Below are 10,318 nucleotides of genomic sequence, written 5' to 3' on the forward strand. Positions count from 1 at the left end.
GCGTCCTTGATGAGTCGTGGGAAGCAAGGCCGGCCGCGGCGCGTCAGTCTGGGCTGGTCCGGCGCCGGTTGCGGGCCGCGACCGGGTCGGCGAGTAGATCCCGATAGAGCTCGATGGTCGATTCCACCTTCGCGTCCCAGGCATAGCGCTCTTCGGCACGGCGTCGCCCGGCCTCTCCGCGCTGTCGCCAGGCATCGGGGTTGCGGACCAGGTCGTGCAGCGCGGCGACGAGTCCGTCGACGACCGCCTCGGGTCCGCTCGGCGGCAGGGCCAGACCGACCGCCGGGTCGACGATCTCCGCCGGCCCGCCGAAATCCACGGCGATCACCGGACGGGCGCAGGCCATCGCCTCCAAGAGCACGGCACCGCCGGACTCGCGCACCGAGGGCAGACAGAAGACGTGTGCCGCGCGGATCTCGGCCGCCACCTCGGGAGGCGGGAGGTTGCCGGTAAAACGCACCTGCTCGCCGAGCCCGAGCCGCGTGGCCTGCTCGCGCCACGCGCTCGACAAGGGCCCGTCCCCGACGATGCAGAGCCGGATCGGCATCTCCGGGGCAAGTCGCGCAACCGCGTCGAGCAACATGCCGACACCTTTGAAGGGCACCAGACGTCCGACGAAGACCAATCGCAACGGCTCGCCAGCCACTCCCGGCGCGGTCGGCCAGGGTGCGGCCGGGAATGTCTCGAGCTCCACCCCGTTCTCCGGCACGGGCACGCAGAGGCGATGATAGCGGCGCGGGATGCCGGCGACGGTGGAGCGTGTCGCAGTCAGGATGGCGGTCGCATGACGGGTCCCGCCGGCCAGTGCATCGACGACCCGCCCGAGATGACGCACCGGGTAGAGCCAGGCCGACTCCGCGCGGAGGATGTCGCGGAACCCGGGCGGGAGACCCAGGTTGCCGTTCCAGGGTCCGAGCACGACCGGCAGACCCAGACGGTGGAGGCGCGTGGCCGCGAGCGGCGAGACCGGGGTCGGGGCATGCACGATGTCCCAGGGCATGCCGTCCCGTGACTCTTCCCGGGCGATGCGCAACGCGTCGCGGTCGTAGACATAGAAATCCAGCGAGGAGACCAGGAAGACGGCATGCTCGCTCTTCGGGAAGATCCGCGAAGCGACCCGATAGATCGGGCCGGCAAACCACTCGGTGTCGACATAGAGGATGCGGCCCTCGCCCACCGGCCCGCCGGCCGATTCGATGGCGGGACGGTTGCGAACATGGGTGAGCAAGGTGGTCGGGAGCCTCCGGGCGAGCCGGCTGTACCAGTGCCAGCCGATCTGAGAGACCGAGCCCATGCCGGGACCGCATTGATAGGCGGACAGAAGTAAACGCGGCCATCTTGCTGCACTCATGAACGTCCCCTCCAGCCGTTTTCGTTGTTCTCGCGCTTGCGTGGGATCAGTGTCGAGCTCGGCGATACCTGGCTCAAGCCCCATAGACGGGATCGTTTTCGGATTGGTTGCTTGCCGTTGTGCGCGTGGACGCACGTTCAAGTTAAGCCATCGAGGTAAGACGCAACACGACCCTCGATCGGCAGCAGGAGCGCACCACCGGAGTTCGGATCGCCGGGGACCGGCGGTCGAATGCCGTCGAGCTCTTCCCAGCGCCGGGCAAGATAGCTGAACCAAAGCGCCGGAGCCTCGCCGGTCGGGATGTGCATGCGCACGAGATAGTCGCCGACATAGCGGCGTGCCAGCGCCTTCGGGGCGCGAGCCGAGCAGAGCAGATAGGCGAGGTCGCCGAGCGGGATGCCCTCGAAGGTCGAGGAGCCCCAGTCGAGCACACGAAAGTCCGAACCATCGACGTGCGTCAGACGCGTGTTGTAGATGCCGAGATCGCCGTGCTCGAGGACCATGGGGAGGGACGGCGCGAGCCGCTGCAGGTCATCCAGTGCGGCCTCGGCGCGGGCCTGAACGCTGCGGGGCAGGATGCGCCGCGCAACCAGGCGCTGCAGGGGTGCGACGTGACGGGCCTCGACGGTTGCCCGCTCGGGCCGCTGTCGGGTCGCGAGTCCGGCCGCCGCCAACCAGTCGGCCGCGGCGAGACAGAATCGCGTGCGGCCTCGCAGACGCCAGCGGATCCCGAAGAAGGGGTAGGTGGGCTCGTAATCGTAGGCAAGTGCCCAGCGCCCCGCCACCACGGCGGAGTCGGTCGGGCGGATGACTCGGGCGGCTTCGGCCGGATCCAGTGCTCGCTCGATGCGGTCGAGCTGCTCGGCCTCGGCGTGCAGGTGCTGCCCGCCCGGAAAGCGCGCGGCCTTGATCAGGCGTCGAGGTTCTCCGTCCTCGTCCAGGCTGAACGCCAGAATCGGGTTGCCCGGCCCGAGGCGACCCGAGGCCAACAACCAGCGCTCCGGGGGCGTCGCGCGGATGGCGTCGTCTCCGATGGACGCCAGTGCCCCGCGCAGGGCGGCGAGCAGAGTCGGGCGCGCCTCGCCGCCATCGCGACGATAGAGCGCAATCCCGTGCTCGGGCAGGAGTCGAGCCGCCGTCCCCGGCGACAGACGGGCGCGCAGACCGCTCGCGGAGCGCGGGTGAAAGAGCCGAAGGCGACGCGCGGCAGCCCGCCAGCCGGCGGGATTGTCGGGGATCATCACCCGGAAGGCGGGCCAGTCCGGATAGGCTCGCCAGCGGCCGACGGGGGTCAGTCCGGCCGGTATCGCGCCGACCGTCAGGCCGAGGAATCGGCACAGAACGCCTCCCGGGCGCAGGTGACGTCCGGCCGCGATGTCGTCGGAGAAGATCAGGTCATAGGTGCCTTCGGGTGCCTCGATTCGGCGCACGCGCTCGGGCGCCGCGAGGGCAGCCATCGCGGCGAGCGTTGTCTCCTGCAATCGATCGTGCGGGGGCTCGACGACCAGGTCGATCATGCCCAGCTCCCCGGCGAGATGGGGGAGAAAGGCCGGCTCGCGCGCGCCGATGACCAGGGTGCGGATCTCGGGTCCGAGCGGAAGCAGTAGCTTGAAGTCCGCGAGACGATAGTCTTCGAGGAGTGCCGACGCGCGCAATTCAGTGCTCATTCGGATGCCCTCCTAACGTTGACGTCGAGCGCGGCCAAAGCGTCCGGCCAAGCCCCTGAACTTGTCGGCGACATAGTCTTTTTCGCCCGCATCGAGCTGGAAGAGCCACAGCACGGCGGCTTGGAGTGCACAGTAGGCGACCCCTGCGATCAAGACCAGCAGGACACTGCCCCAACGATCGTCGCCGACCGCATCGATCCAGGGCGAAGCGAGCAGATAGAGTGCGAATCCGGTGAGGTAGGGCCAGAGACCCGGCACCAAGGCAGCACGAATGAACCGGCCCTGATCCAGCTCCAGGAAACGGTTGGTATAGGCCATGTAGATCAGCGCACTCAGGATCATGGCCAGTGCGACCGCCACCGTGATCACCACCACGTCGATGCCGAAGACCAGGAAGCCGGCGCCGACCAGGATGATCACCAGCGCGAGCTGCGACAGCGGGTAGATCAGCTCGCGTGCAGGAATCCCCATGCCGCGGTAGATGTTCGAGGCCGGACCGGTCAGTACGTTGAGCTGGAAGGGCAGCGTGAAGCAGGCCAGGATCAGCGGGGCCAAGGCGAGTTCGGGATTCGGCCCCAGCCAGGCGAGCATGAGGGGCGCCGCAAAGGCGGCCATGAAGCCCATCATGAAGCCGGTGACCAGATTGATGTAGCGCGCACCCTTCAAATAGAGCGCGAGCAGCTCGCCGCGGCGCTCCTGCGTGTGCATGTAGGAGGTCGCCGGCAGGAAGACGGCGTTCATGGATGAGGGGATCGAGGTCGCCATCACCGGGAATTTCTGGGCGACGTCGAAGAGTCCGGTCGCCTGCACGTTGATGAAGAGTCCGGCGATCAGCTTCTCGATCGAGCGCAGAAACATGCCGAGAAAGCCCGAGAGCTGCACGATCCCGCCGTAGCGGTAAAAGAGCGCGAGATCGGCCCGGTTGAAGCGTCGCAGCGAGAGCCTCAAGCCCGGCAGGTTGAGGAAGCAGAGCCGGACATTCACGCTGATCGCCACCAGATAGCGAATCGCGAAGGCATACAGCAGACCATAGACACCGAACCCGGCGACTAGAAAGACCACGACCAGCAGGGTCTCGAGCAGGAAGGTCCCGACCCAGACCTGATTCTGCTGCACGATGCGCTGCAGGCCGGTGAGAACATAGGCAAAGGCGCCCCAGCTGAGCTCGAGCACAAAGATGGCCGCGCTGCCGAAGATGAGCACGAACGCGGTGCCCTGAAGCTCGGCCGAGACCGAGAGGGCCTCGATCAGGGTCGGCAGCCCGACCCAGAGAAGCCCGAGCGCCACGACACCGATGAGACTGACCAGCGTCACCCCGGTCGAGAGGAGATCGCCGATCCGCTGCTCCTCGCCCCGGGCGTGATACTGCGCCACATAGCGGATGTAGACGTTGGAGACTCCGAAGGCGCTCATCCCCAAATAGCCGATGAGGATGAAGCACATCGCCCAGATGCCGTACTCCTCCAGGCTGATATAGGCCAGGATGATCGGCGGGAGAAAGAAGCGGGTGACCAGATAGAGGAGTTTAGCCCCGATCGAGCTGAAGATGTTGCGGCTCACCAGACGGTTCATACCGCCCGCGTCGAGCGTCTCGCCACGGGCAGCCGTGGATGTGTTGTCCTTGGGTGCAACGCTGTCCGTCATGGTCGTCGGCTCGCTGTGCTACGGCCTCGGTGGTCCGGGTCGGTTGCCCTGAGTCTAAAAATAGTCATTTTTAAACTGCATCTCCGCAAAGGTCGGAAAAATCCTGGCGCCCGATACAACATGAAAATGGCGCATTTCACTCTGGACGCGGTTTGAGAATACATGATGCCGACGGTACCGAGAGGCGACTCATGTTACGACTCGGCTGAACCGATGGGCCGGCGTCGGCTCGGGCGGCGCGGCGGTCTCCGTGCCGATCCCTTCCACGCCTGAATCCAGATAGGCGATGCCCCAGCCGGTGATCAGGAAGAGGAGCGGGACGGTCTGCAGCCCGAGGTAGACGGTGGCGATCGAGAAGGCGATCGCCAGGTAGAGACTCGCCAGCGTAAAGGCCAGCGAGCTGCCCCGAGGCTCGGCCAGTGGTTGGCGCATCCCGTGCGCGGTCAGACGCACCAGCATGATCAGGATGATTGCGAGCAGGCAGGCCAGCGCGATCAGACCGTGCATCAAGAGCAGCAGCAGATAGTAATTGTCGATCGAGGGCATGCCCGGCACCTTCGGCCAAGCGGTCAGGCCCCAGCCGAACCAGAGCTTCTCGGCGGCGATCTCGGAGTATTCGGTCAAGAGCTCCCAGCGGTAGGCGGCCGACTCCTGGGCGACCGTTTGCGCGCCCTCGCGCCCGACCGAGACATAGTCGAGGAACCAAACCACACCGGGTACGCCGACGAAGATTAGGAACGCAATGACGGCACCGATCGCCGCGACCCGTTGGCGCGAGCGCCCGATCATCACCAGCATCGCCGCCAGGATGGCCCCCATCCAGGGTCCGCGCACCATCGTCATGATGACGCCGGCGAGCAGTCCGAGCGTGATGAGTCGGCCCTGACTGATCGGCAACCAAGGGGCGAAGCGGGGTTTCGGCTCCCAAGCGCCGCTCCATTCCAGCCAGCGTTGAATCCGGTAGCCGATCACCAAGACGATCCCGGCCAGGATGGCATGACCGTAGGGGCCGGCGACCCGTGCGAAACCCCAACGAAAGGTTGTGACCCAGCGCGCCTGACCGGGAAAGAAGGGGTCCAGGATCATCCTCCAAGGCGTGGTGCCGAAGCGAAACTCGTAGACCGAGATCGCCGAGATGATGAAGAGACAGACCACCAGGGTCTTGGCGAACCGAACCCGATTTCCGGCGGGCTCGATCAGACTTTTTGCGAAGATGTAGGGCAGCACCACCCAGGTGAGCATGTTGAACATGAGGTTCTGGGCGTCGCTGTATCCCGATGCACGGTATTCGGAGATGCTCGCGGCGAGCGCGAACCCGTAGACCAGGAGATCCATCGCGTGAAAGCGGAAACCGGGCATTCCGCGTGCAAAGAAGGCGACCGCTGTTCCGACCGCGGCGGCTTGACCGAAGGTCGGATCCGGCAGCCCCGGGGCGTTCCAGCGATAGTATTCCGGCAGCAGGAGCATGGTCGGGAGATAGACCATCAGGAATGCCGCGTGGGGTCCGCGGGTCAGTCCGATCCAGGCTGCCAGAAGGCCCGGAATCAGCGCGATGATCGCAAGCACAGGGCCGGCTCGCTCGGGCGAGGAGGGGGCTTACCTCGACGCCGCGACCGGTCGGTCCGTCGAGGCCGATTTGACGACGCGTGCCGGGATCCCGACCGCGACCGCACCGACCGGGATATCCCGGGTCACAACGGCGTTGGCGCCGATGACGGCACCGTCTCCGATCGTCACTCCCGGCAGCACGGTGACCCCACGCCCGATCCAAACCTGTCGCCCGATGGCGATCGGACGGCTCACATGTCCGGACCAGCGCAACGCCCGATCCGTTCCGGTACGATGGTTGGCATCGCGGATGCTGCTGTATTCGCCGATCATGCTGCCCTCGCCGATACGGATCCGCTCGAAGGCGACCAGATGGACCCCGCGCGAGATCACCACCTCGTCGCCGATCCGGATCTCGCCGGCCCCTTGGGTCTCGAGGTAGAGGCCGGGGTACAGGTAGAGATGGCGGCCCAAGCGGATGTTGCCGGTGCCGTGGATCTCGGGGACACCGAGCACGACGACCGAGGGATCCAGCGGGGAGGTGATCCGCTCGCTCAGACGCGCATGGCTCCAAAGGCGTCCGAGGGGGGCCAGAACCCGACGTCTCAGCCCGGCGACGGGAGTCAGCGCGGCAACCGCGAGACCTTTGATGCCTGTGTTCATCGCTTGTCCTCCGACGCGCCGTGATGGGTCGATACTTGCTTTATTTGTACTCGATCAGGCGTCTTCGGCGTCCGGCGCGACGATCGCGGTAATAGCTCAACTGGCCGATCAAAATCGGGATTTGCTGCAGGTGCGAGTGCACACCGTAAAGCAGCCGGGTGAGCAGGCTCGGATCCTTCCACTCCACCCGCCGCGCGGTGCGCATGATCAGGCCCAGGTAAAAGGCCACCGGCAAGAGCAGCGGCCAGAGGCTCTCCTCCATGACGGCGAGGACGATCCCGCCCAGCGCGGCCAGGATCAGGATGGCCGCATGGATTTGATTGCGACGAGCCTCTGCCGACCAGAGCGGATAGTCGCTGTCCCGGAATCGCGACGCGACCTCCGCATAGGCGTGACCGGCCCGCTCGGCACGACGCCAATATTGCTCCCAGCGCGTGATCGCCAGGTCGTGCAGGGTCATCGGCTGGTCGATATGCTCGATGCGGTAACCCAGCGTGCGCAGCCGCTGACAGAGCTCGGGCTCTTCGCCTGCGATCAGGTGCTCGTCGAACCCGTTCACCTCTTCCAAGGCGGCGCGGCGCATGAGCGCATCGCCACCGCAGAACTCGCTCGGGCCCGGTGGATAGATCCAATCCAGATCCAGTGCACGGTTGTAGATCGACGCCTCCGGGTGCAGCTCACGTCGGTGCCCCCAGACGACGGCGACGTTCGGGTCCTTCAGCAACGGCAGTGCCCGTGCGGCGAAATCCGGATCCAGGATGGTGTCGCCGTCGAGAAAGAGGATCACCGGCGCCTGTGCCGCGTGCCACCCGGCATTGCGAGCGAGCGCGGCGGAGGGGCGTTGCGGATGCACGACGATGACCTGTGCCCCGAGCGCCCGGGCCCGTTCGGCGCTGCCGTCCTTGGAGTCCGAGTCCACATAGATGATCTCGATCCTGCCGCGGACCCCGCGAATCGCCTGCACGGAACGCAGACAGCGCATGAGGCGCGATCCTTCGTTGCGGCCGATGACGACGACCGAGAGTGCGCAGCTGGTTCCGTTCGGGTTCATGTCTCGACTCCATTGAAAATCCGCCGATAATCAGCGATGCGTGCCGCAGCGGAGAAACGGGTCGCCAGCTGCCGGTCGCCGCCCGAGACCAGACGATTCAGCGTCTCCGCGTCCGCCGTCTGCAAGGTCGCGAGGCGGCGTGCCAGGTCATCGGCGTCGTCGGCGCGAAAGCGCAGGCCGCTGATCCCGTCCTCGACCAAGGATCCAGCACCGCCGCTGTCCGGGACCAGGACGGGGATCCCCGCGGCCATCGCCTCGAGGATCGCGAGTCCGAAGGGCTCAACCGGACAGAGGTGCAACAGAAGATCGCTCCGGGCCAGCTCCCCGGGCACGTCGTCGGAAAAACCCGCGAAGGTGACGTTCGAATGGGTCGCGCGGGCCCGCTCGCGCAAGGCATCCAGATCCCAGCCGGTTCCGAGGATTCGAAACTCCAGTGAGTTCGGCCCGGTATGGCCGTCGAGTGCATCCAACAAGAGATCGACCCGTTTGATCGGATCGACGCGGGAGACGACCAGTGCACGGCGAACACCGGGCATCGCGAACGACGGGCGCCGCGGGCGCGCGGCGATGTCGTCCGAGCCGAGAAAATTCTCGATGACGGTAATCCGGTGAGCGCGCACGCCGTTGGCGACAAGACGCTCGCGCACATAGTCCGAGACCGCGACGAAGCGGACCCCGGCATGGTTGAGCCATTTCTTTCGCCCGTAACTATCGCGCTCGTCGGTGCCGCCATGCACCATATGGACGTGCACGCCACGACGCCGATAGCGTGCATTCAGGGCAGCAAAGAGGATCGAATGAGTGACCGCCGTTGCGGCAAAGGAGACCTCTCGGTGTGCGGAGAGCTCGCGGCGCAGCACGCGGGCGAGATCCCGCGGGCTCGTGAAGGCGATACTCGGCACGCCGCGTCGCTGCGACTCCGCAAGGACCGGACCCGGCGGCGCGCAGAGCAGCGGATCGACATCCGCCCCGAGACCCTCCAAGGTCGCGAGGGCCATGCGCTCCGTGCCGTAGAGGTTGCCACTGTGCAGAACGTACAAGAGCCGCGGCGTCATCGCGTTCCCCTGATCGGGATCTCGGTTGGGGTTGTCTGCGGCATTTCGATCGACACAGGCACGGCTCCGTGCGAGCGGGGCGGCCGGCATCGGGCGTCGCTCGATCATCCGCGACCGGAGTCAGCTCGCGAGGCCGGTCGATTCGCACTCGACGAGCATTGCCGATTGTCGGCGCGAATGGGGGCAGCTGGAATCCGCGTTCCGAATAGTAACAGAACGCGAACCGCACGCCCTTGTCGGGCTGAAGTCCGACCCGGGGCGGGTTGCTTGGAGGGGGTCGGGTCTTCCGGGAAGCGTCTTCAAGACACGATGGTCGTGTACCCCGGCGTGGGCGGGGCCGTTGCCGACCCGGACATTCGGGCCGACTCGGGCGGGTGGACTTACGGCTTACTGCCCCCATCCGAACAGCAGGCTGACCTCGTCGGCGCCCGGCGCGATGGCGACGTCCGGATGGTCCGTGCGCAGGCGAATCCTCACACCCCGATCATTCTGGATCCAAAGATCGTCGGTGCTGACATCCGTTACCCGAGGGTCCGCCAGTGCGGTGACATAGATGCCTTCAAGATCCATCAGATCGGTCAGGCCGTGGACGTCTCCAGTTACCGTCACCGTAACAGCGGTCGCCCCGCCGATGCCCAAGCCGTTTACCTTGACCTCGTAGGCCTCGTCGCCGTAGGTCAGAATAGCCCGCTCCAGCTTGCGCCGGCTGCCTCTTTGAGAGGGATGGGCTCGAACGCGAGCTGGCCGACGGTGATTTGCGAGGCGCCCGAGGCGTTTGCAGCAATCAGCAGGGCGAGTGCCGGCCCGGTCCAGTGTTTCATCGATGTCAAGATCGTCATGGCGTTGAATCTCCTGATTTATCCGTGAGCAGGGTTATTCGGCGTAGGCGATCAAGTTTTCGCCGACAACGAGGTCAAGGGTGTCCTGCCGATCAGCCGTGCGTACGACGACCACGACCCCGTCGAGGTGGGCCGGCAGCTGCAGCTCGCCGACGAAGCGGCCTTGCACGTCGGTGAAGGCATTCTGCAGCAGCCGCAGACCGTTTTCCCCCTTGCTGTAGATGCTCAGCAGTGCGGGGGCGCCGTTGTTCGACGTCAGGGCAATGTCCACCTCGGTCCAGCGCCCGGTCTCGTAGCTAAACCCGGGAGCGGGCTGGAGCGCGTCGATATCCGCGCGGACCGAGGTGCTGTGGATGGCTCCGGCCAGAACGAGGAGCGTCAGACCAATCTTCACCGGCGCGGTCGACAGGAAGCGGCTGAAGGTCATGGTTGCAGTCCTATGGGCAGGTTGGGAAGCGTCGATAGGGTATAAGCAGAGGTGATTAGCGTCGTGCCTCAGC

10 protein-coding genes are annotated in these 10,318 nt (G+C 66.0%); all 10 read right to left on the reverse strand.

The features are described from left to right. Positions 1–43 precede the first annotated feature (43 nt). On the reverse strand, positions 44–1,351 hold the full coding sequence (locus B4N44_RS01765) for a glycosyltransferase family 4 protein (RefSeq protein WP_296696256.1): 1,308 nt from the start codon (positions 1,349–1,351) through the stop codon (positions 44–46). Positions 1,352–1,488: 137 nt separating this feature from the next. Beyond that, complete coding sequence (locus tag B4N44_RS01770; protein ID WP_296696258.1) at positions 1,489–3,018, reverse strand: hypothetical protein; 1,530 nt, start codon at positions 3,016–3,018, stop codon at positions 1,489–1,491. Positions 3,019–3,030: 12 nt separating this feature from the next. After that, entirely contained in the window at positions 3,031–4,662 is a 1,632-nt protein-coding gene (locus B4N44_RS01775; protein WP_296696259.1) for a lipopolysaccharide biosynthesis protein, read from the reverse strand. Between the two features lie 189 nt (positions 4,663–4,851). Then, positions 4,852–6,228 (reverse strand): O-antigen ligase family protein, encoded by a 1,377-nt coding sequence (locus B4N44_RS01780; protein WP_296696261.1) that lies wholly within the window; start codon positions 6,226–6,228, stop codon positions 4,852–4,854. Positions 6,229–6,258: 30 nt separating this feature from the next. Continuing rightward, positions 6,259–6,873, reverse strand: a complete 615-nt coding sequence (locus tag B4N44_RS01785; protein ID WP_296696264.1) for an acyltransferase — start codon at positions 6,871–6,873, stop codon at positions 6,259–6,261. Between the two features lie 40 nt (positions 6,874–6,913). Next, entirely contained in the window at positions 6,914–7,924 is a 1,011-nt protein-coding gene (locus tag B4N44_RS01790) for a glycosyltransferase (protein WP_296696266.1), read from the reverse strand. Continuing rightward, complete coding sequence (locus tag B4N44_RS01795; protein WP_296696269.1) at positions 7,921–9,069, reverse strand: glycosyltransferase family 4 protein; 1,149 nt, start codon at positions 9,067–9,069, stop codon at positions 7,921–7,923. The genes B4N44_RS01790 and B4N44_RS01795 overlap by 4 nt, the downstream gene beginning before the upstream one ends. Before the next feature lie 297 nt (positions 9,070–9,366). Then, complete coding sequence (locus B4N44_RS01800) at positions 9,367–9,588, reverse strand: hypothetical protein (protein WP_296696272.1); 222 nt, start codon at positions 9,586–9,588, stop codon at positions 9,367–9,369. A 68-nt stretch (positions 9,589–9,656) separates the two neighbouring features. Further along, positions 9,657–9,818, reverse strand: coding sequence for a hypothetical protein (locus B4N44_RS01805; RefSeq protein ID WP_296696274.1), 162 nt, complete (start codon positions 9,816–9,818; stop codon positions 9,657–9,659). Positions 9,819–9,852: 34 nt separating this feature from the next. Further along, positions 9,853–10,245: a hypothetical protein gene (locus tag B4N44_RS01810; RefSeq protein WP_296696275.1), complete on the reverse strand. Its 393-nt coding sequence runs from the start codon at positions 10,243–10,245 to the stop codon at positions 9,853–9,855. Positions 10,246–10,318: the final 73 nt, after the last annotated feature.

The organism is Thiocapsa sp. UBA6158, assembly GCF_002423035.1.
Taxonomy (GTDB): domain Bacteria; phylum Pseudomonadota; class Gammaproteobacteria; order Chromatiales; family Chromatiaceae; genus Thiocapsa.

Bases quoted from the DNA above. Each gene is read 5' to 3' on its own strand.
- B4N44_RS01765 (WP_296696256.1), bottom strand. From the start codon at position 1,351: ATGAGTGCAGCAAGATGGCCGCGTTTACTTCTGTCCGCCTATCAATGC.
- B4N44_RS01770 (WP_296696258.1), bottom strand. From the start codon at position 3,018: ATGAGCACTGAATTGCGCGCGTCGGCACTCCTCGAAGACTATCGTCTC.
- B4N44_RS01775 (WP_296696259.1), bottom strand. From the start codon at position 4,662: ATGACGGACAGCGTTGCACCCAAGGACAACACATCCACGGCTGCCCGT.
- B4N44_RS01785 (WP_296696264.1), bottom strand. From the start codon at position 6,873: ATGAACACAGGCATCAAAGGTCTCGCGGTTGCCGCGCTGACTCCCGTC.
- B4N44_RS01790 (WP_296696266.1), bottom strand. From the start codon at position 7,924: ATGAACCCGAACGGAACCAGCTGCGCACTCTCGGTCGTCGTCATCGGC.
- B4N44_RS01795 (WP_296696269.1), bottom strand. From the start codon at position 9,069: ATGCCGGCCGCCCCGCTCGCACGGAGCCGTGCCTGTGTCGATCGAAAT.
- B4N44_RS01805 (WP_296696274.1), bottom strand. From the start codon at position 9,818: ATGACGATCTTGACATCGATGAAACACTGGACCGGGCCGGCACTCGCC.
- B4N44_RS01810 (WP_296696275.1), bottom strand. From the start codon at position 10,245: ATGACCTTCAGCCGCTTCCTGTCGACCGCGCCGGTGAAGATTGGTCTG.